Source organism: Paraburkholderia sp. J12, from assembly GCF_905220215.1.
Taxonomy (GTDB): Bacteria; Pseudomonadota; Gammaproteobacteria; order Burkholderiales; family Burkholderiaceae; genus Paraburkholderia.
Window position 1 is genome coordinate 865202 of record NZ_CAJMZC010000001.1, and the last position, 20568, is coordinate 885769.

20 protein-coding genes and 1 tRNA gene are annotated in these 20568 nt (G+C 60.6%); 7 read left to right on the forward strand and 14 right to left on the reverse strand.

Annotation, left to right across the window (positions count from 1 at the left end; all coding sequences use genetic code 11):
* Positions 1-140: 140 nt before the first annotated feature.
* A complete protein-coding gene (locus U5760_RS31625) occupies positions 141-836 on the reverse strand; it encodes a GNAT family N-acetyltransferase (RefSeq protein ID WP_415914042.1) in 696 nt (231 codons plus the stop codon).
* A 128-nt stretch (positions 837-964) separates the two neighbouring features.
* On the opposite strand from U5760_RS31625, the gene U5760_RS04025 reads away from it, so the two are divergent.
* Positions 965-1942, forward strand: coding sequence for a hypothetical protein (locus U5760_RS04025; protein ID WP_322009744.1), 978 nt, complete (start codon positions 965-967; stop codon positions 1940-1942).
* A gap of 292 nt (positions 1943-2234) precedes the next feature.
* On the opposite strand, the gene U5760_RS04030 is transcribed toward U5760_RS04025, so the two are convergent.
* Together U5760_RS04030 and U5760_RS04035 are read right to left on the reverse strand one after the other, a co-directional pair.
* Complete coding sequence (locus tag U5760_RS04030; protein ID WP_322009746.1) at positions 2235-2873, reverse strand: hypothetical protein; 639 nt, start codon at positions 2871-2873, stop codon at positions 2235-2237.
* Positions 2863-3741, reverse strand: coding sequence for a hypothetical protein (locus U5760_RS04035; protein ID WP_322009748.1), 879 nt, complete (start codon positions 3739-3741; stop codon positions 2863-2865). Before U5760_RS04035 ends, U5760_RS04030 begins: the two co-directional genes overlap by 11 nt.
* Positions 3742-4523: 782 nt before the next feature.
* Between U5760_RS04035 and U5760_RS04040 the strand changes: the two genes are divergently transcribed.
* Complete coding sequence (locus U5760_RS04040) at positions 4524-4817, forward strand: hypothetical protein (protein ID WP_322009749.1); 294 nt, start codon at positions 4524-4526, stop codon at positions 4815-4817.
* Positions 4818-4819: 2 nt separating this feature from the next.
* Entirely contained in the window at positions 4820-5485 is a 666-nt protein-coding gene (locus U5760_RS04045) for a hypothetical protein (RefSeq protein WP_322009750.1), read from the forward strand.
* A gap of 53 nt (positions 5486-5538) precedes the next feature.
* Here U5760_RS04045 and U5760_RS04050 read toward each other — a convergent pair whose 3' ends face one another.
* Entirely contained in the window at positions 5539-5931 is a 393-nt protein-coding gene (locus U5760_RS04050) for a helix-turn-helix transcriptional regulator (RefSeq protein ID WP_322009752.1), read from the reverse strand.
* Between the two features lie 143 nt (positions 5932-6074).
* On the opposite strand from U5760_RS04050, the gene U5760_RS04055 reads away from it, so the two are divergent.
* Positions 6075-6740, forward strand: a complete 666-nt coding sequence (locus U5760_RS04055) for a hypothetical protein (RefSeq protein ID WP_322009754.1) — start codon at positions 6075-6077, stop codon at positions 6738-6740.
* 113 nt (positions 6741-6853) lie between these two features.
* On the opposite strand, the gene U5760_RS04060 is transcribed toward U5760_RS04055, so the two are convergent.
* From U5760_RS04060 to U5760_RS04080, 5 genes are all read right to left on the reverse strand, one after another.
* Positions 6854-7918 carry a phage/plasmid replication protein, II/X family gene (locus U5760_RS04060; protein WP_322009756.1) on the reverse strand — a complete coding sequence of 355 codons (1065 nt, stop codon included), beginning with the start codon at positions 7916-7918 and terminating at the stop codon, positions 6854-6856.
* Between the two features lie 263 nt (positions 7919-8181).
* A complete protein-coding gene (locus U5760_RS04065) occupies positions 8182-9195 on the reverse strand; it encodes a helix-turn-helix domain-containing protein (protein ID WP_322009758.1) in 1014 nt (337 codons plus the stop codon).
* Complete coding sequence (locus U5760_RS04070) at positions 9192-9488, reverse strand: helix-turn-helix domain-containing protein (RefSeq protein ID WP_322009759.1); 297 nt, start codon at positions 9486-9488, stop codon at positions 9192-9194. The genes U5760_RS04065 and U5760_RS04070 overlap by 4 nt, the downstream gene beginning before the upstream one ends.
* A 195-nt stretch (positions 9489-9683) precedes the next feature.
* Positions 9684-10835: a transcriptional regulator domain-containing protein gene (locus tag U5760_RS04075; RefSeq protein ID WP_322009761.1), complete on the reverse strand. Its 1152-nt coding sequence runs from the start codon at positions 10833-10835 to the stop codon at positions 9684-9686.
* 110 nt (positions 10836-10945) lie between these two features.
* Positions 10946-11022 (reverse strand) — tRNA-Pro (locus tag U5760_RS04080).
* Positions 11023-11161: 139 nt separating this feature from the next.
* Between U5760_RS04080 and sixA the strand changes: the two genes are divergently transcribed.
* Together sixA and U5760_RS04090 are read left to right on the forward strand one after the other, a co-directional pair.
* Positions 11162-11626, forward strand: coding sequence for a phosphohistidine phosphatase SixA (sixA, locus tag U5760_RS04085; protein WP_322009762.1), 465 nt, complete (start codon positions 11162-11164; stop codon positions 11624-11626).
* A 239-nt stretch (positions 11627-11865) separates the two neighbouring features.
* Complete coding sequence (locus U5760_RS04090) at positions 11866-12684, forward strand: GNAT family N-acetyltransferase (protein WP_322009764.1); 819 nt, start codon at positions 11866-11868, stop codon at positions 12682-12684.
* 126 nt (positions 12685-12810) lie between these two features.
* Here U5760_RS04090 and ppx read toward each other — a convergent pair whose 3' ends face one another.
* The gene (ppx, locus tag U5760_RS04095) at positions 12811-14391 is read right to left on the reverse strand and encodes an exopolyphosphatase (protein WP_322009765.1); all 1581 of its coding nucleotides are present in this window, start codon (positions 14389-14391) and stop codon (positions 12811-12813) included.
* Between the two features lie 202 nt (positions 14392-14593).
* On the opposite strand from ppx, the gene ppk1 reads away from it, so the two are divergent.
* Entirely contained in the window at positions 14594-16657 is a 2064-nt protein-coding gene (gene ppk1, locus U5760_RS04100; protein ID WP_322009768.1) for a polyphosphate kinase 1, read from the forward strand.
* A gap of 137 nt (positions 16658-16794) precedes the next feature.
* Here ppk1 and phoR read toward each other — a convergent pair whose 3' ends face one another.
* The 4 genes from phoR to pstB form a co-directional block, all read right to left on the reverse strand.
* A complete protein-coding gene (gene phoR / locus U5760_RS04105; protein ID WP_322009771.1) occupies positions 16795-18108 on the reverse strand; it encodes a phosphate regulon sensor histidine kinase PhoR in 1314 nt (437 codons plus the stop codon).
* Positions 18109-18254: 146 nt separating this feature from the next.
* Positions 18255-18956: a phosphate regulon transcriptional regulator PhoB gene (gene phoB / locus U5760_RS04110; protein WP_027795211.1), complete on the reverse strand. Its 702-nt coding sequence runs from the start codon at positions 18954-18956 to the stop codon at positions 18255-18257.
* Positions 18957-18986: 30 nt separating this feature from the next.
* Entirely contained in the window at positions 18987-19691 is a 705-nt protein-coding gene (gene phoU, locus U5760_RS04115) for a phosphate signaling complex protein PhoU (RefSeq protein WP_322009773.1), read from the reverse strand.
* Between the two features lie 19 nt (positions 19692-19710).
* Positions 19711-20559, reverse strand: coding sequence for a phosphate ABC transporter ATP-binding protein PstB (gene pstB / locus U5760_RS04120; protein ID WP_322009775.1), 849 nt, complete (start codon positions 20557-20559; stop codon positions 19711-19713).
* Positions 20560-20568 lie beyond the last annotated feature (9 nt).

Here is a 20568-nt window from a genome sequence, read left to right on the forward strand (position 1 = left end):
GTCCGCTACAGCCGACGACGGAGTATTCGTCACCGACAATCGGAAGGCCGGTTGCGGGCCACAGCCGACGCCCGAACGTTTGATCGACGACGCATTTGAACGGCGGGTTGTGGCCGACTCTCGCCCAACCGAGCGGGAATTCATGCTAGTTTTGAATAGATTCGCGTGTTTCGCAAACTACCATCTGGAGCGCGTCGTTCCTGCCGTAACACGCCCTCCAGTTGCATCCCGATGCGTTCACAAACTCGGATGCTCCCTGCGTTCAAATCGTCGCAGATTGCCTCAACCCGCTTCGCGTCGAAGTTGCAAAACGCATAGTTTGTCAAGGCATCGGCCGCTTCGCTGAACAAACCCCGCCCGACAAGCGACGACCTTCCCCAGAAGCCGAGTTCAAAAGCTGGAACGGCCCATCTTGGCCGGTGAAGACCGCCGCAGCCCACAACGATGCGCGACGTCTTATCGATAAACAAGAACGGGAAATCGTTTCTTGCTTGAAAGTTTGTGAAACCCGCAACGCAAAACGACTCAGACGTCTCGATCGATGGCGTTTCGAGCGCCCAAGGCAAGGACGCGGGGAACCGCCTCAGGTCCGCCAATGCGTCGACAGTGGCATCGAACACACTACGACCGTCACCAGGTTGAGGGCACCTGATGATCAAACGGTCCGTCTCAACCGCCGTAGGTAGATTTGGGAAGGTCAATGTCGTCGAGAACGTCGGCAAATAGGTAGATGCGCCAGATTGTCGGCGATTCAGCCTACATTGTCGAACGTCAGTTCCTGGCCGACCGGCGCCCCACAACCGAGTGCGGTGATCGCCTCGGGCGCGACCTCTCACGCAAAGAGCATAATCTGACCCGGAGCGGTCCTTCAGATTCCCGCTAAGCGGCCGTTTACCGAAGAGCGTGCTTCCAGGCGTCAACTTGAGACATAATCCCGACCGTAACCAATTCGCCAAGAAAGATAATGCCAACAAACTCTAAAAGCACTAATCGCGCCAGCCGACGGGATAAGTTCAAGTTCCCATTCGAGCTATCCGAAGAGCAAATTGCTATCAAACTGGGTTTTTACTTCGGCCTTCTCGAGGCCGGGCTTGGACGAGAATTTGAACTTGAGCCATCTGACGAGGCGATGACGGGTGCCGATCACGAATATGAAGGCATCATGGCTCGATACTATCTACAGGCGAAAGCGCCCATTGGTTTGCTTAGCACGGAGAAAGTGGCCATTGCCAAGGGAAAAGAGGATGAAGGCCTTAACGTCATCCGCAAGTTTCGCAAGGAAAATCATCTGCGCGAGGAACCGTACTCGCTGTGCTTTCCGCTGCGGCGCCCCGCGAAACATGCCAAAGTACCGGAACAACTTCAGCATAATTTGCTTTATGCCATGCACGACGAAGCAAACAGAAGCTACGCGATGTATGTAGCGCCCACCACGTATGAGAAATCAGAGTACTTGCGGCTGCTTCGGGACAAGTCACATTGGGAGTTTCTGAAGGACGGTCCATTTTGGAGATTTAGCGAAAGACGTCTCGTGTTCCATTCGCAACTTGTCACAGATGTGCTCATGAACATGCCTTTTTTGCAAGGCCACATCTGCATCGTGCCTCATGACAAAGTGGAATCGCACGAACATTACTATTCCTATTCCAGTCATGCGAACGACGTTGCCTTTCACTCACCGACCATCCTTGACGGCTCTTCGATCAATCTCTCAGATTTCCTCGCGACGCAGATTCGAAGAAACAGTCTCACTTCCGCTGGAGAAATTCAGTCAATCGACGCCGTAGCCGACAATCTAAAACGCACGCTTCCTGAATCGGTTCTGGTAGAAATAAACGCTAATCAGCAGGAATCCAGAATCGGATGGATAAAGAAAGTGGGGGCGATTTTGAAAAAGGAATATGGAATTCACCAATATTTACTGGTCAAGAAGCGGAGATAGTCAAGCTCACCCGACCAGCATTGCACGCTTCTTAGGAACGTACTTTCTCGCCGGGTACCCGATGCGGTCGGCCGAGTCCGACCCATTGCTGTGATCAGGCCGCCGGGAAGATAATGTCCGTTTTCAACGGCCTCACTGCCTTTCATCCACGTCGGGCCACCTGTCGCTTGTCTAAGAACCGGCCGGTCGCAGCGCGCGTTCTGATCTCCTACGCGCTGCGGGAGCTAGAGCTACCCAGCGGTGCCAGTCGAGTGCGCCATCATGGGGTTCGGCGCCACTCGGGAGTACATCCTCATAGCGAGAGCCATTCAGCGAAGTCGAGCGCACGGTACTCGGCTCGTGTGAAGGCGACGGTGTCCGGATATCCATCCAGCCCCACGACTGTCACTGCACCCGATGAGCGTCCATGCATACAGACCAACGTTGATGTGGCGTCTCGATCTGAAACCACCGCTTCGTGATAGGCATAGCGTTCGACGTGGTACGTGTCACCGCACGTCAGCGTACACTGCCGCTGAATGGTGGCTTGGACGCGAGCGGCGGTCTTCTGGAGGATGTTCGAAGTCGCTGCGGCGTATCGATCGCCACCGTAGTTAACTTCATAGAGCGGTCGGCCGCCAGTCGGGGCCGCAGCCACGTTATATAAGACATTGGTGATCTGCCCTTTGAGGATTCGGCTTTCGACGTGGCAATTGTGCGTGTGGATGAAGGCTGGCATCCCAGTCACTACCCGTGGTCCATGGGGCCAGAAATGCAGGCGCCACTCCTCCGTCTCGGTGCGTCCGAGAAGCGCGACGAAGAAACCATGGGGGTGAATCAGACAAGCAGGATTCTCCCGCACCAGCCACGTCTTCACGGCGGCTCGAAGCGTCGGCAGCGGCTCGGATCGAACGCGGTTCCATTCGAGAGGGAAGCCGATGTCAGCGAGCATAGGGGGATGCGGATTTCATAGCTTGCACAGCTTGCGCTTCCAAGCTTGCGATAAGGGCATTCTCGCCAAACATTGCGAGAAGCGTTGCCGGTAATCCGCCATCACCCTCTGGGGTAACGCGGTATGCTTCATCGCGTACCCAGGCAAACTCGTTGACGAAAGCGGCAAAATCGCGGTGACTACGCAGATAGCGGGAAGCGGTGTCCTTCGGGTCCTCGCGTGTGACTAACATTTCGTCGGATGAGCCCTCGATGCGGAAAGTTGACAAGCGTTGGCTGAGGAATAAATAGATGTCAACCAATCCGCGATTTTCTCGCGAGACCTCGATGAGTTTGAGGATGGTCGCTAGCACCTCTTGTTGCACATAGCGGGTGTCCCAAGACTTCCGGTCAAACGATGATGCTTTGCGGTAGGTTGCGTATTTGTCGCAGACAATTTCGCTGCGAAAGTCGAGCAGGACGACTTCCACTCGGATTGGGAGTCGGTTCTGGCGAGCTTGCTTCTCTAGAATCGGAAGAATTTCTGCCCGGAAATGCCTGCCCGTCCGCACGAAGATTTTATAATCGGTCGCCTTCTTCGCGATGTCCTCCAACGCTTGACCGATGTCTTTCGGCAGCAAAACAGTGGTCGCTGCGAGGTCGTTCGGATCGACAAAGAAATAGAGAAGGTATAGGCCCGAGGCGAGCGCAAAGACACCGCCTGCAACGACCGAAATAAATAGACTGTTCACGGCGGTCCAGACGGCCGTGCCTGGCGCCCAAAGGGCTATCAAGAGGATGCCGAGGACGCCGCCTACGAGCAGTAAGCAGGATAAGAGCAGAAAGCTTCGTCGCTGGGACGGCGAGCTCAGGACACCGGAGAGGGACATGGCTACTCGGAGATCGTATGGATGAGATTGGCGCTATGGGTGAACGCGGAATGATGAGGCGGCTGATGGTGTAAGGCAAGGTTCAACACAATACTCGATTGTCAGATGGTCCAAGCAGCAGAACTGATCTCTGACTGCCGTGCTAAAGGTTTTGGACCAAGTTTAGGATTGCGAAGGGCCTGATCTGCCTGTTTTGCACGAAAAAATGCGCAATTTATGCATTTTGGGAGTGAGAAAGTGGCCAGACCGAGATTTGTGCGACGCACAAATATTACAGAATCATTTCTATTTCGCCAATCGTGGCACAGCGCCGCCGCCACTCCGAACCCATGCCAGCCCCTTGGCGGGATTCTGGCGACCCGCTGACGGGGCCGTATTCGGGTCGGAGGGGGATTTTTGTGCCCGGCAGTCCCCGGAAAATCCCGCGCGCCGTCCGGAGCCAGCAGGATCGTGGGGCTGGGTGTGATTTGATATCTCCCTTTTATTAACTTGGCCGTTTGTGTTACATTTTGGTCGCGGAGAGGTAGATTTTTGGCGATTTCTTGCCATTTTCGGAGAAAAAAGCCCATTTTAAGGTGCATGCCTGACCCGGGCAGGTAATTTTCCCCGCAGCCTCGACTTCCGGCGTCTTCACGCCCGCTAACTGCCCCGGCAAGACCTCTGCTGTCACGAAACGCACTGGCAGCAACCTCGCGTTTCGACTCTTTCACCCAACTTGAGCCTTCGATACCGGATTACCGCCGGGGATGATGCTCGCCTCATTTGATAAGGACGCCTGAATTATGAGCGATAAGAACTGGAAGCCTCGATTTCCGCTTGGCCGTACCGTCGCAACACCTGGCGCGCGCGAGCTGATGCACCGCACCGGCACTCACCCCTTCGAACTTTTGCTGCGGCATCAAGGCGGCGACTGGGGTGTTCTTGATGCCGATGATTGTGCCGCCAATGAGCGCGCTGTGATGCGTGGCGGGCGAATCCTGAGTGCCTACGAACTGGGCGAGAATCGGGAGAAAGTCTGGATTGTCACTGAGGGAGATCGTTCAAGCACTGCAGCCATACTCCCGAGCGAGTATTGACGATGGGCTTTGTCGTGCAGCGGCTTCACCCATTCATCCGCCCGGGAGTGATTCTTGGCGCAGCCCGGACGAAGAATGCGGTCCACAGCCAGCAGTCGCGCTGGGACTCAGCATGCGCGATTCACTGTCTTGTCATGCTGTTGAGCATCTGCGGCCTTGTCGCCGACCCGTCGCAAATCGCCACTCGACGACGCCGGCTCGAAGCGACACTCTGGCACAAGACGGCAGAAATCTTCCAGAAGGGCATGACATTTTCCAAACTCGCGGCGTTCATCGACGAACTCGGTTGTGGTTTGCGCACGAAGTTGCTCGAACGCGGTTCTCATCGGGAAATCGTCGGCTTCATCGAGGAGGAACTTGCACGCGGACTACTAGTTATCGGGAGCATACGTCCAGTCGGCGATACGCAGAGCCATGCGGTAGTTGTGATCGGCGTGGAGGGGTTTCAGGCATCGCGGCAGTTCGAAGCCCATACGCTGTTGATCCTCGATCCGGCCGAAGGGCCACCGGCAGCGATGGCGACATGCAATGCGAGGCTCCACTACCGCGATGGAAAATCCCGCAGATTGCCTCGATACGCGGCGTATTCGACGATCAGCACCGCCTTTCCGGTCGTACTCAATGGCGCGGTTGCGGTAGGAGTGGGCAGGCCGGAAAAGTCACCGTAGCGGTGGCGGCTTGGCGCAAAGTTCTGTCTCGATTCGACCCCGGCAGCGGGTCGCTATGCCCCTCTCTTCCCGAGCCTTGTCGCGGGGCGTTGGGCGCGGCGTCCTTGAGGTGTCTCAAGCAGTGCGAGGGCGTCGTCGACCAAACGCTCAACAATTTCCTGTTGGGTTGGCGTCAGAGACGAAAGCTTTTCGTGAACTCGCGATGCTCGATCGTGTGAACTGACACCTGCAGTGCCAAGCAAGTCTGCAAGGCGGCACTGAAGACGCTCCGCGATACCGGCAAGGCGTTCCAAACTCGGTATCAGTGTCCCGCGCTCGATCCGGGAAAGGGATGACTGCTCTATCTGGATCAACTCGGACAACTTTTCTTGGGTCATGTCGAGTGCCTTCCGGCGAGCCGCGATGGCCGCACCGATCGACCGCGCGAGCTGATCTATGTTGCTCAAGCCTGAAGCCCTCCTCGTTTTGACGAGGAAGTGTCAGTTCCCACCGCATCTCCGGTGAAGGGCGTGATAATGCATAATATTCTCTATAGAGAATATATTTGTCGTAGATACCAGCCTTTAACCACGAACGGGGTACCACAATCATGAAGTTAGGACGCTTTTTCATTGCTGCTGCGGCTCTCATCGCTCCGACTGCGCACGCACAATTCGGTCAGATTCTTGGCGTGATCCATTCCGCCCAAACCGCCGTGACTCAGGCGGCGCAGGGCCAGCCCCAACAGTCTGGGCAGGATTCCATGCAGGACGACCAGCGGCTCGCATCACAGGCGCAAGCCCAACAAGCTGCGATGCAGCAGCAAGCACAACAGCAAGAACAGGACGAGAACGCGGCGTATCGCGCGCAGATGGAGCAGAAAGCCGCCGCAGCACGGCAGCAGGCGCAGCAGATGGTCGCCGATCAGGACGCAAAAGACATCGCGAAGTACAAAGCATCGCAGCAGCGCGACCAGCAGGAGGCGCAGCAGCAGTTCGAGGAAGCAAAGAAGTCGGCTGGGGCATGCCGGACGTTGCTGGACCAGAAATTACCCATTGCCGAGCGGTTCATTCGCTGCCGCAATCAGGGGATGACCGAGCAGCAGGAAATGGCGTTTGTCGGCGCGATGCCTGTCCTCGCTCAAGCCTATATGGGCTCTATGGTCCAGGACGTGTTCGAGGACGGCGTAACCGATCCGGCGAGAGGAAAGCAGATTACCGACTACTACGATGCGTGCTACCGGCGCGGTACGCCGTGTGTCCGGCCGAAGTGGTAAGTGTTCGAATGCTTCCGTTGCGGGGGCACTGGAAGCTATCAGCGCCCCGTCGATCTGCAACATTCTGAAACACGAACGGGACGGAGGAAAATCCCGTTCGCGTGTCGCACAGGTTACCGCTGGGCGTTAAGGCCGAACGCACACGCCGGAAACCGATGCGCCCATTGCGGAAACTCGGGGCGGAGATTTTCGCGAGACAGGATACTGGCAACAGGCAACGCAGTTTTCATTGGCACGTCGGTCACGATATCAATCCCCGTAGCTTGCCGTACCTTCGACCGACAGCGCGCCAAGGTTGACGCCGGATAGATTGTGCGAAGTTCTCGGCCAGTGGTCCATAGTTCGAGTGCGTGCCGTAAAGGCCGGTCGACGACCCGATTGATAGCCGGTCTCAACGTATTCAGCGGCACGTGAGACTCGAATCGCAGCTTCGCCATCTCTTCCCAATACACATCATCGACGGTGCTCCGTGTCCACGCCGAACCGCGCGTGAGGCAGTTGCGCGCCAGGTATTCTTTTGGCACCTTCAATTCCGCACGGATGCTTGTGCTGCCGGTTATCGTCAGCCCCTTCCACACTTTGGCCGCGTCAACTTCGCCAACCACTGCTCGCAGGTGACGGAAAGCACGGGTACGGCGACTGGTCAATTCCTGAGCCTTGTCGTACATCACCATCGCAGGCCCGTTCTGATGCTTCGCCAGACGGATGCCGGTTCCCTGCTGCAGACACCCGGGCCGAAACTCCCACGCGGTATTTCGCAGGATGTGCCTATAAAACTGCTTCTGCTCCATGCCATCAGGCAAGCCGAAACGCAGGGTGATATGAACTTCCGCGAGATCGAACTCACCGGCAAACCACGCCGCACGCTGCTCTTCGGTATACGGAATGTTGAGGGCATCGAGCACTGCGCCGATCAGCGTTCCAGCCAGCAGGCAGACATCGTTCGATCCGAATACGTTGTGGCCCTGCAGCGGCTTGAGGGGACAACCGCGGATGCCAATCGCCGCTCCGGCATCCAGCGACATTGCATCGACAGGAGCACCACCGGGCCGCAGGAAGACCTTCTTGCTGTACCGATCGAAGACGGGGGCAGCATCGGAATTCTCGTACCGTTTGCCCCGTTCGTTGCCGAACTGCTCATGCAGATGAGCTATTTTCACATCCAATAAATCAATCATTCGTTAACCTAAATAAATATGTGGATTCGTATCTACCGCAGATTTCACTATTTACAGGATTGGGATTCTCAATATGGGAGGGTATTAACTAGTATCCCCCTGCGACGCACCCGATCGCCCGGCTCGTTAGAAAGCGAAGGTGGCGTAACACATGCACGGCTTAGTACATAGGCCGTGCATGTGCGCTGCTTCAAGAAAACATCGAACTTGAATGTATTGCGCGTTGCGCCGGTTGCACGAATCGCACCCGGCGCATGCGACGCTTAGTCGATGTCGTCCTTGTCCTGACCGGGTATCATGATGTCGTCGTCGCCCATTTCTGCCGCATTGATAGCCTCCAGGTAGCGTTCGATCAGATTATCGGTAATCGGCTTGCTGCGAGTCGGCGGAAGCTTCAGCAGCCAGCGCATGATGGTCGTCTTGTTGACGCCGAATCGCTGGGCGGCCTGCTCATAGCTTTGGCCAGAACTTACCAGCAGCCATGCGAGGCGGTACCGGAGCGACACCGAAATGAACGGCTCGTATTGCCGCATGTAGCCGTCGTTCCCCCAGTTGACGCTGACCAGCACCTTGCCGATCCCGTAGCGATAGAGATGCGCAAGACGCGTTGCCGCGATGGAGAAACTGATGCGCGCATCGGGATTCGCCTCGCAGATATCGGCTTCGAAGCAGTCGTCCGCGAAGTGTTGCAGCGATGCATCCGGCGCGCTCTCCGACTGGTCGACGAACAGCATCACGTAAGCTTGAGCTTTCTGCGCAGCCATATCGATGCGCAGGAGCCGTTCGCCGAGGCGCGGATCGTTCGGGTGGAGCACGGCTTTTGCCGTGATGGCGCATTCGCCATTCTGCTCGACGAAAGTCCGCAGCACGTGCGAGCCTTCTTCACCAGCGAAGTCGAAAGGCACGCGCGAGCCGAACGTGTGGAACGTCTTCGGGGCTACGCTTCCGGGCAACGTCTCCATCGAGGCGAGCGTCTTGGCCCGCTGCATGTCGCGCGAACCAGAATACAGCGCGTGCAGGTGCTTGACCTTCGGCATTGGCACGCCGGTCTTGCGGTCCGCCGTCATCAACTGCGCGTGCATGGCTGCGATGTAGTCGTCCTCGATGATCTTGTCGCGGTACCCGGCGAGCATGAGACCCGGCGACGGACCTTCGATCCGTTCGCGCGCCGTTTTGAATACGTTGGGGGCGGGCGGCGTCTTGACGGGACTGGCTTCCTTGTCGGTTTGCGCATCGGCCGAATCCGGCAACGATTTTTGCTGCGGCGTCATCGTCATGCGACCTCCGTCATGGCGATACCGCCCACGCGCATTTTTTCGATGAATGCCTCGACGTCTTCGCGGCGATAGCGCACGCAGCGCCCGAACTTGTAGAACGGCAGTTCGTCGCTGAACTTGCCGAGGTGACGCCACTGGGCCGGCGTTTTGGCGGAAATGTTCAATTTCTCCGCGAGCGCGCGGTCGTCAAGAAAGTCCTTGAACAGCGCACGCTGAAGGGGCGAGATAGCGTGAGAGCGGTCGCCATTGATCTGGCTTTCCGGCGCATGGGTTTGCTTGATACGAGCGGACATCTATTGATCCTCCGAGGAACCTGTGATTCATGTTGAACGGCAGGAGTGAGAATAGATGTCGTAACCTTGGTGGTCTCCCAGACAGGGGTATTGCTGGCGGCACGCCTAAAAGATCGATAACGACGGAAATCCGGTGTACGACTTGAACGGTGAGGGGGCATACCCGGCAGCCGCCAACTCGACGCCCGTGTCGGGCTATCGGTGCTTATCCTCGTTCCGCAGTGAACGCAGATTACTCGACGCAATCTGAACGTAGCCCTGTTCGAGCACGTGATATTGGGCGAGCCGCATCCACTTGAGCACTTCCTTCGGCGTGATCTTGCCGGTATCGATGTCGCTGTCGAGCATGCCTGTCGTCAGGTCATGCCGGAATTGCCCGGCGATGGTTTGAGCAAGCGGGACGGCCCACTGCTGTCCGCTTTCGCCGAATGGAAATTCGAAGGCCGACTGGCGTTCCGATGCAAAGTATTCATCCGCCTGGCGACGCGTACCCAGATTGCCTTCGCCGGACGATTCGCTTTCGGGCGGCTTGGGCGATGCTTCGGTCAGCGGGACATGCAGGTGGTCCAGTTCGCTGCGGGAGATGCGACGCGCAGACGCAATCGCGTCGAGCGTGCGAAGGACGAAGTGAAGGGGCGCGGCGGTAATACGGAACGGGAGGCGACGGTATGCAACGTGCGCCAGCTCGTCAACGGGGTCGCCCTGAACGTCACGGAAATTGCCTTCTTTGACACGGACATAGCGCAAAGACGCATCGTGGTCATGCAGGGAGGCCGGACGGAGAATCGGAATACGGTTTCCCTGTGCATCCAGCGTGGGCACGTCGACTTCGATGCGCTTCTGTAGGTCGCGAATAATCTGCGTAACCCGTTTGCCCTGATCGACCGCGTCACCGTTGACCGACACCCGAACCAGCATCTGTGTTTGCAGTGCCAAGGCCGATACGTCGGTCGGCGTTCCGGCTTCCCTGTCGAGATCACCGATCGATCCGAGTACCGGCAAAATGGCTTGCGGCGGTGTAGGCCCGATCAGGCGAATCCGGCTCGCTGGCGATAGATCGTCCCAGCGCGTTCGCGGATCGACAGGCTCGGAGATTTGCCACATAAGGCAGAAGTATTCGCGTGCCCGGTCGGCTTCCCTGCGTTCCCAGCTATCGGCGGCCGCATCGTGTAGGTGACCCAGTGCCTCATATCCGCTGACGTATCGGGCGTTCCGGCGAAGGAACTCCCACGCAAGCCGCTGCGGTTCGATGTCATCGCCCGCCGGATAGTCGGCCGCGTGTTTCCAGTCGATACCTTCCGGAACGACAAAAACATGGCTGGGGGCTGGAAAAAGAGAGCGTGCCATCGATCATAGTTCCCTATGGAAGTCGATACAGATGGTAGCAATGGAGTAGCAATGACGTTTCGGCGTAGCAAAGAAAAAGGGCTTAGCCGAAGCTAAGCCCTTGATTTTCTTGGTCGGAGCGATAGGATTCGAACCTACGACCCTCTGATCCCAAATCAGATGCGCTACCAGGCTGCGCTACGCTCCGACGAATCGAAGATTGTAGCGGCTCACGCCCTCCTCCGTCAAATCCCGGAGCCACGCCTTGCTGCGATCATCCCGGGCGTGCAAGATGCGGGGACCGAGCAACCGCCCCCCACGGGCTCCCCGCGATTCAGGAGAAGCCGATGAACCTCATCCTCTGGCGCCATGCCGAGGCCGAAGACGTGGCCGCCAGCGACCTCGCGCGCCAGCTCACCACACGCGGGCGCAAGCAGGCGCAGAGCGTCGCGAAGTGGCTGCGCGCACGCCTGCCCGACGACGCCCTCATTCTGGCAAGCCCTGCCACCCGCACGATCCAGACCGTCGAGGCATTGACCGATCAGTACCGCGTCGTGCGCGAACTCGCACCCAATGCGAGCGTAAGCGACATCCTGACCACGGCAGGCTGGCCCGAGGGCATCGCGCCCACCGTCGTCATCGTCGGCCATCAACCCACGCTCGGCGAGGTCGCCGCGAGCCTCCTCTCCAGCGGACAGGATCCGCGCAGCTGGGCGCTCAAGAAAGGCGCCCTGGTCTGGATCGCAAGCCGCGAGCGCAACGGCGACGAGCAAGCCATCCTGCACGCCGCCATCACCCCCGACCTGATCTAAAGAACGCCCCACCCGCCGTTACCGGCGCGCAACACCCCTCTCCTCCCGCTTCCCGCCATGCCCACCCGTGCATCGGCGGGAACCCGCTACACCGGCGGCTGTCCCGCACCGGCACTCACGCTTCGCCTACGCCGGCCTTTCAGGTCGTCACCGAATCGTCATTGCAATGCCATGTAACCGTAACCGCGCGTTACTACATTTGCCGGAAAAGTTCCATTACCTTCCGACCAGGACGCCCCATGCGAGATCTGCCGACGCCCATCCTGCCGCTCGCCTCGACGCTGTTCGAGTCGAACCGGCGCCTGCCGCGCGCCGAAGAAACGGTCACCCCGCAGCATCGGCTGCAGGTGGCCTGGGCTCGCAGCGACGAAGAGCTGCGCGAAGCGCAGCGCCTGCGCTACCGCGTATTCGCCGAGGAAATGGGCGCGCGCCTCGCCGGCCCCGCGGGCCTCGACGTCGATGCGTTCGACCACTACTGCGACCACCTGCTCGTGCGCGACCTCGATACGCTCAAGGTCGTCGGCACCTACCGCGTGCTGCCGCCGCACGAGGCGCTGCGCATCGGCCGTCTCTATGCCGAAAGCGAATTCGATGTGTCGCGTCTTGCGCACCTGCGCCCGAAGATGGTCGAAGTGGGCCGTTCCTGCGTGCACCCCGACTACCGCAGCGGCTCGGTGATCATGTCGCTGTGGGGCGGTCTGGGCGCCTACATGACGCACAACGGCTACGAGACGATGCTCGGCTGCGCGAGCGTTTCGATGGCCGACGGCGGCCACTACGCGGCCAATCTCTACGCGGCGCTCGGCGAACATGCGCTGACCGATCCGGAATATCGCGCCTTCCCGCACACGCCGCTGCCGGTCGAGGAACTGCGCACCGGTGCACCGGCCGTGCCGCCGCCGCTCATCAAGGGTTATCTGCGCCTCGGCGCGAAGATCTGCGGCGCGCCCGCCTGGGACCCCGACTTCAACTGCGCCGATTTCCTCACGCTGTTCCGTCTTTCGGAAATCAACGACCGCTACGCCCGCCACTTCCTCGGCGAAGCGGCTCCGCACTAAGTCATAGCGACGCCGCGCGAGCGGCAGCCGTCGGGCAAACAGCAAAACGCCCGGCTTGCAGTTCGATCTGCAAGCCGGGCGTTTTGCTTTCTTGCGCCCTGACCCTGACAAAGGCCGCGGCGAAAATCAGTCCTCCGTATAAACCACGCGATACGGGATGCCGACCTTGCCCCACTCCGCAGCTTCCTGAACGAGGTTGTAGTCGGTGAGCGGATTGTTCTGAACCCATGCGCTCGGCAGGCGCACTTCATAACCGCTGCCTTCCTGCGCGACGGTTATGTGGGGCAACCCCACGTCGGCGCGGCGGCGGCACAGCAACGCGGCAAGCCGCAGGCAGAACAGCAGCGGCCACTCCACGTCGCGCGTTTGCGAAAGCTTGCCGAGCTTGCCGACATGCCCCAGCACGAGCGCGGCCAGCCGCGCCTGGTCGGTACGCGAGAAGCCCGGCATGTCGGCGTTGCTGGCGATATAGGCCGAATGCTTGTGATACGCGCTGTGCGAGATCGACAGCCCGATTTCGTGCAGCGAAGCCGCCCAGCCGAGGAACATGCGGCTTTCCTCGCGGCGCTCCTTGTCGGCTTCGCCCAGCTGGTCGTAGAAGTTCATGGCCAGCTCGCCGATACGGCCCGCCTGCGCGCGATCGACGCCATAACGGCGCATGAAGCCTTCGACCGTCACCGTGCGCATGTCCTCGTGCTGCGAACGCCCCAGCAGGTCGTACAGCACGCCAAGACGCAGCGCGGCGTCGGTGGTGTCGGCATAGTCGATGCCGAGTTCGTCGAACACGGCGATCATGATCGAAAGGCCGCCCGCCAGCACTGGAATGCGGTCCGGCTTGAGCGCGACGAGCTTCAGGCGGTTCACGTTCTCCGCCTTGATAAGCGCGCGCTTGAGACGCTCGAGACCGCCGCGCGTAATGCCGTGCGTCACGCCCGGATCGTTGAAGCCGTTCGCTTCCACGAGTTCGGCCAGCGCGCGCGCCGTGCCTGACGAGCCGATCGCCTGCTCCCAGCCGGTCTGGCGGTAGTCGGCGGAAATGATCTGGATCTCGCGCGTGGCCGCGAGTTCGGCCTGGCGCATGGTGTACTCGTCCACGTTGCCGGCCGGGAAGAACTGCCGGCTGTGGCTCACGCAGCCGATATAGAGGCTTTCCATGCGGATCGGCGTGTAGTGCGCACCGATGATGAACTCGGTCGAGCCGCCGCCGATATCGACGACAAGCCGCTTGCCCGCGCTCGCCGGCACCGAATGCGCGGCGCCTGCGTAAATGAGGCGGGCTTCTTCGCGCCCCGCGATCACTTCGATGGGAAAGCCGAGCGCGTTTTCGGCCTCGCCAAGGAACTCGCGCGAGTTCTTGGCGACGCGCAGCGTATTGGTCGCCACGGCGCGGACGTGGTCGGGATGGAAATCGCGCAGCCGTTCGCCGAAGCGCTTGAGGGCATCCCAGCCGCGCACCTGCGAAGCGCGGTCGAGCATCTTGTCCTTCGAGAGGCCGGCGGCAAGGCGGACCGGCTCGCGCAGCGCGTCGACGGGATAGATCTGGCTGCCGGCCTCGGTTTCTTCGATCCGGCCGACGATCAGACGAAAGCTGTTCGAACCGAGATCAACGGCGGCAAGCAGTTGCGGATTGGTGACCATCGAGGGGGCGGGCTCCATGCGTGCGAGTGCGGCCATTCGGGCAGCGGCCGCACTGTTCAAATGTGTCATTTTAAGCGTACCCGCCTTCACGATGTCGCTCCTCATGCTGGTGAGCATGAACCACTGTGCATGATTGCGAGGCGACTTGTCGTTTTCGTGAAAATGCAGCGTAAAATTTATGACACACCGAATGTCACAACAACGTAATCATACTGTGCGAATTTCCGAGCGTCCGTTCGAATTAAATCCTGACATTCCGTTTTCACTGCCGATGTCCATCCGCTACCCCCTACTGAATCGCGAGCTGGGCATTCTGGGATTCAACGAGCGCGTGCTCGCGCAGGCGGCCGACCCCGCGGTCCCGCTGCTCGAGCGCCTGCGCTTCATCTGTATCACCAGCAGCAATCTCGACGAATTCTTCGAAGTCCGCATGGCCGGGCTTCAGGAACAGATGCGCGACAACCCGGGCGCCCTTTCGCCCGATGGTATGTCCCTCCAGCACGTGTACGACCTCGTGGTCGAACGCGCGCAGCGCCTCGTGCACCGTCAATACCGCATGCTGCACGACACCGTGCTGCCGGCGCTCGAGCAGGAGGGCATTTACTTCCACGGCACCGATGCCTGGAACGAGGCGCAGACCGAGTGGGCGCGCCGCATTTTCCTCGACGAGCTGCTGCCTGTTCTTACCCCAATCGGTCTCGATCCCGCGCACCCGTTCCCGCGCGTGCTCAACAAGAGCCTGAACTTCGTCGTCGAGCTCGAAGGCAAGGACGCCTTCGGGCGCCAGGCCGTCATGGGCATCGTGCAGGCGCCGCGCGCGCTGCCGCGCCTCGTGCGCATGCCGCAGGAACTCTCGGGCTTCCAGCACGGTTTCGTGTTGCTCGGCTCGCTCCTGCAGCGCTTCGTGGGCGAATTGTTCCCGGGCCTCGTCGTGCGCAGCTGCAATCAGTTCCGCATCACGCGCAACAGCGAACTCTTCGTCGACGAAGACGAAATCACCAATCTGCGCGTCGCGCTGCAGGGCGAATTGCCCGCGCGCCACCTCGGCAATGCGGTGCGGCTCGAAGTGTCGGCGGAAACGCCGGTGCATCTCGCCAAACGCCTGCTCGACGAAAGCGGCCTGAACGAAAAGGACTGCTACTACGTCGACGGCCCCGTGAATCTCGTGCGCCTCATGCAGTTGCCCGAGATGGTGGACCGCCCCGACCTCAAGTTCGTGCCGCACGTGCCCGCCATTCCGAAGCGCATCGCCGCGAGCGGCAACATGTTCGACGTGATCGATCAGGGCGACTTGCTGCTGCATCACCCGTACGAGAGCTTCCAGCCCGTGCTGGAGCTGCTCCTGCAGGCCGCGAACGATCCGAACGTCGTGGCGATCAAGCAGACCATCTACCGCACCGGCACCGATTCGCCGCTCATGGACGCGCTCATGCAGGCCGCGCGCAACGGCAAGGAAGTAACGGTGGTGGTGGAACTGCTCGCGCGCTTCGACGAAGAAACCAACATCAACTGGGCCTCGCAGCTCGAAGCCGTGGGCGCGCATGTGGTCTATGGCGTGGTGGGCCACAAGTGCCACGCGAAGATGATGCTGATCGTGCGCCGCGTGCCGCACAACGGCCGCATGGTGCTGCGCCGCTACGTGCACCTCGGCACCGGCAACTACCATCCGCGCACCGCGCGCCTCTATACCGACTTCGGCCTGATGACGTCCCAGCCGAAGATCTGCGAGGACGTGCACTACGTGTTCCAGGAGCTCACCGGCATCGGCGGCGAGCTGCCGATGCACGAGCTGTGGCAGTCGCCGTTCACGCTGCATCCGCGCCTGATCGAAGCCATTCGCGCCGAAGCCAACGCCGCGCGCGCCGGCAAGAAGGCGCGCATCGTCGCGAAGATGAATGCGCTGCTCGAACCCACGGTGATCGACGAGCTTTACGAGGCCTCGCAGGCCGGCGTGAAGATCGACCTGATCGTGCGCGGCGTCTGCTCGCTGCAGCCCGGCGTGCCAGGGCTTTCCGAGAACATCACGGTGCGCTCGATTGTCGGGCGCTTCCTCGAGCATCACCGCATCTACTACTTCTATGCGGGCGGCGCGGAAAACGTCTATCTGTCGAGCGCCGACTGGATGGACCGCAATCTGTTCCGGCGCGTGGAAGTGGCCTTCCCGATCGACGACCGCCGTCTCAAGCGCCGCGTGATCGCCGAAGGACTCTCGACCTTCCTCGGCGACAACCAGTCCGCGTGGCTCATGCAAAGCGACGGCCACTACCGGCGCCGCCGGGCGGGCAAATCGGTGCGCAACGCACAGTTGAGCCTGCTCGCGAAGTTCTGTCCCTGAGTTCTGCCCCTGAGTTCCGTCCTTAAGTTCTGCCCTTGAGCGCAGGGTGCCGCTTCATGCGGCATCCGCCAGAAGAACGAAGGCCGCGCAATCTGCATTGCGCGGCCTTTTTTATCGTCCTGCCGAAAAGCCGGATTTCAAGCCGGAGTCGGATGTCGCCGCGTCGTGCGCGCCACCGGGAAGCGCACTGTGAACGTGCTGCCGCGCCCTTCCTCGCTCTTCACTTCGAGCGCCGCGTCATGGCGTTGCAGCACGTGCTTGACGATCGCGAGGCCAAGGCCCGTGCCGCCCGTGTCGCGCGAACGGCTGCGGTCCACACGATAAAAGCGCTCGGTGAGCCGCGGAATATCGGCGGACGGAATGCCCAGGCCGCTGTCCGTCACCGAGAACACGGCGCTGCCGCCCTCGGCGCGCCACGACAGATGCACCGTTCCGCCTTCCGGCGTATAGCGCACCGCGTTCGTCGCCAGATTGCCGAGCGCGCTCAACATTTCGGTCTCCGAACCGGTCACGCTCAGACTGTCGTCGAAATCGACCGTGATGTGATGATGACCGCCCGAAAGATTCTCCGCATCTTCGCGTACGTGGCGAAGTACCGCGCGCATATCGACCATCTGGTCGCCCGGCTGCCGCCCTTCCCCTTCGAGCTGGGCGAGCACGAGCAGGTCCGTCACGATGTGGCGCATGCGCGCGGCCTGCTGCTCCATGAGATCGAGGTAACGCGCACGCTCGCTCTCCGAAAGCGGCAGTTCGCGCATCGTCTCCAGAAAGCCGGAGAGCACCGTGAGCGGCGTCTTCAGTTCGTGCGAGACGTTCGCGACGAAGTCGCGCCGCATGGCGTCGGTACGCTCGAGCTCCGTGATGTCCTGCGAGAGCACGAGCTTGCGGTTGTCGCCGTACGGGAACACCTGCACCGAAATCACGTTCTGCCGTTTCGCGCCCATGCCGCGCATGATCAGCATGGCTTCGTAATGATTCGAATTCAGGTAGCGCACGAAATCGGGCTGCCGCACGAGGTGCGTGATGTGCTGGCGCAGGTCGCGCTTCGCGTCGAGCCCGAAGTGCAGTTCGGAGATCGCGTTGCACCACTCGATCTGGTCGTGGTCGTCGAGCATCGCCACGCCGTTGGGCGAAGCCTGGATCGCCTGGATAAAGCGCGAATGCTGCTGCTCGACCTGACGCACCTGGGCGTGCCAGCGCTTGGCGAGCTTGTGGAGGCGGTAGTAGATTTCGCCCCACACGCCTGGAGCGCTCGGGACTTCGCCGTAGACCGGCGCGTCGAGAAGGCGCCAGAGGCGCTGCTTGTGAAACGTGCCGAAGAAGAGTTGCGCGAGCAGCGCGGCGACCGCTACCGCCAGCGCGACTTTCACGCCGAACAGCGCGCCGACGCCCGTGCAGAGGAGCGCGAGCAGAACAACCGAAACAAGGGAGCGCGCCCAGATAATATTCATGTTCCTGCGATCCAGGAAAGACGGTAAGAACAGGGACGCCGAATCCGGGGCGCGGTGCGTTGAGTTGTCAACGAAGCGTCGTCAATGAAGCGAAATCGACGCAAAACCGCGCCGCGGCATGCGGCGCGGCTCGAGTGGATCGTGCGTCAGGCGCTCTTCGCGAGACGGTAGCCGCTGCCCCGTACCGTTTCGATCATAGCATCGCACCCTGCCGGCTTGAGCGCGGCGCGCAGGCGCTTGATATGCACGTCGACGGTACGCTCTTCCACGAACACGTGATCGCCCCATACCTGATCGAGCAATTGCGTGCGGCTGTGCACGCGCTCCGGGTGCGTCATGAAGAAGTGCAGCAGCCGGAACTCGGTCGGACCGAGGTCGAGCTTGATCTCGCTGCCTTCCGCATGCGCGGCGACGCGGTGCGTAGCCGGATCGAGCTTCAGGCCGTTGATCGCGACCACATCCTCGGTGAGCTGCGGCGCACGGCGGCGCAACACCGCCTTGATGCGCGCCATCAGCTCCTTGGGCGAGAACGGCTTCGTGACATAGTCGTCCGCGCCGATTTCGAGGCCGAGCACCTTGTCCTGCTCGTCGCCGCGGGCGGTCAACATGATGATCGGGATATGTTTCGTGCGCTCGTTGTTGCGCAGGTCGCGCGCGAACGAAACACCCGATTTGCCCGGCAACATCCAGTCGAGCAGGATGAGATCGGGCAGCACGTCGCTGATCAGGTTCTGCGCCTGTTCCGCGTTGTATGCACGAATCGGGCAATGGCCCGCGTGCTGCAGGTTCACGGAAATCAGCTCGGAAATGGCGGGCTCATCTTCGATGACGAGAATGCTGCTAGGCATCGGCACCTCTTGACCTTGTAACCAGTGAAATTAGCTCAGCGCTTCGCGTTCGAGGGCGTCGCGCGACTTGTGCCGCACGTCGGTGCCCTTGACGATGTAGATGATGAATTCGGCGATGTTCTTGGCGTGGTCGCCGATCCGCTCGATCGCCTTGGCGATGAACAGATAGTCGAGCCCCACCGAGATCGTGCGCGGGTCTTCCATCATGTAACTCACGAGCTTGCGCACGAACGCACGGAATTCCTCGTCGATCGCCTTGTCGTCACGCACGATCTGCGCGGCGGCCACGGTGTCGAGGCGCGCGAACGCGTCGAGCGCGCGGCGCAGGATCGAGACGGCCATCTCGCCCGAGACCTTGATCTCGGCGATATTGACGCTGCGCGAAGCGCCGTCTTCCATCAGGCGCCTGGTGCGCTTGGCGATCTTCTCGGCTTCGTCGCCGGCGCGCTCGAGGTTCGTGATGGTCTTCGAGATCGCGAGCACGAGGCGCAGGTCGCGCGCGGCCGGCTGGCGGCGCGCGATGATGTTGCTGCACTCCTCGTCGATCTCGACCTCCATCGTGTTCAGGGTATCTTCAGCCGCGATCACGCGATCGGCGGCATCGCCGTCGAACTCGTTGAGCGCCTGCATCGCCGTGATGATCTGCGATTCCACGAGGCCGCCCATTTCGAGGACCTTCGAGGAAACGAGATTGAGGTCGGCGTCGAACTGGCTGGACAGATGCTTGTCGGACATAGCGTGCTCCCTCTCCGGTTCAGCCGAAGCGGCCGGTAATGTAGTCTTCCGTTTCCTTGCGGACCGGCTTGATGAAAATCTTCTCGGTGTCGCCGAATTCGATCAGCTCGCCCAGGTACATATACGCAGTGTAGTCCGAACAACGTGCGGCCTGCTGCATGTTATGGGTGACGATCACCACCGTGTAGTCGCTCTTGAGCTCCGCTATCAGCTCTTCGATGCGGCCCGTCGAGATCGGGTCGAGCGCCGAGCACGGCTCGTCGAGCAGCAGCACTTCGGGGCGAATCGCAATGCCGCGCGCGATGCACAGGCGCTGCTGCTGGCCGCCCGAGAGACCGTAGCCGCTCTGGCCGAGCTTGTCCTTCACTTCGTTCCAGAGCGCGGCCTTGGTGAGCGCCCACTCCACGCGGTCGTCCATTTCGGGGCGCGAGAGCGTCTCGAACATCTTCACGCCGAACGCGATGTTGTCGTAGATCGACATCGGGAACGGCGTCGGCTTCTGGAACACCATGCCGATGCGCGCACGCAGCAGCGAAATATCGCGCTTCGTGGCCAGCAGGTTCTCGCCGTCCATGAGAATTTCGCCTTCCGCGCGCTGCTCCGGATAGAGCGCGAACATCTTGTTGAAGGTGCGCAGCAGCGTGGACTTGCCGCAGCCCGACGGGCCGATGAACGCCGTCACCTTGCCATCGGGAATCTGCAGGTTGATGTTCTTCAGGGCGTGGTACTTGCCGTAGAAGAAGTTGAGGTCCTTCACTTCGATCTTCGGCGTGCCGAGCGACTGGGGCAGCGCGCCCTGGGCGGGATCGAAGCCGGCAGGCGACGTAGCGTGGCCTGCGGTATTGATGTGAGTTTCTGCCATGTTCATCGGATGACT